The sequence below is a fragment of the Pseudomonas sp. K5002 genome, assembly GCF_013386655.1.
In the GTDB taxonomy this organism is placed as follows: Bacteria; Pseudomonadota; Gammaproteobacteria; order Pseudomonadales; family Pseudomonadaceae; genus Aquipseudomonas.
The window spans coordinates 1-503 of the sequence record NZ_JACARK010001326.1; the positions used below are offsets into that span (position 1 = coordinate 1).

At 63.8% G+C, this 503-nt stretch carries 1 protein-coding gene and 1 pseudogene; both read left to right on the forward strand.

Features of this window, described 5'->3' with window-relative positions:
- On the forward strand, positions 1-351 hold a 351-nt coding region (locus tag HX846_RS36070; protein WP_178967330.1), incomplete at its 5' end, for a catalase.
- Positions 348-503 (forward strand): annotated as a pseudogene (locus HX846_RS36075) (cytochrome b); the annotation flags it as partial. The gene HX846_RS36070 and the pseudogene HX846_RS36075, both read left to right, overlap by 4 nt.

The window sequence follows — 503 nt, forward strand, 5'->3', positions numbered from 1 at the left end:
AGCGACTTCCTCGAAAAAGACCTGGCCCAGCGCCTGGTGGCCGGGCCGTTGCGCTGGCAGTTGAGCCTCACCCTGGCCAACCCGGGCGACCCGGTGGATGACGCCAGCAAGACCTGGACCGGTGAGCACAAGGTGCTGAATGCCGGGACCCTGGTGCTGGAAAGCAGCCAGCCGCAAATGGACGGTGATTGCCGTGACATCAACTTTGATCCACTGGTGCTGCCGAGCGGTATCGAAGCCTCGAATGACCCATTGCTGGCCGCCCGTTCGGCGGCGTACGCCAGTTCCTACCTGCGTCGCACCAGCGAAGTCAGCCAGCTGCACAGCGCCCCTCAGGAGTCGAAGCCATGAATGCCCAACCCCGGTTTTTCGCCCCGCTGGCGCGGCTGCTGCATTGGCTGATGGCGTTGATGATCATCGCCATGCTGTTTATCGGCGCGGGCATGGTGGCCTCGGTTTCCGAACGCCATGAGTGGCTGATCCACCTGCACAAGCCGCTGGGC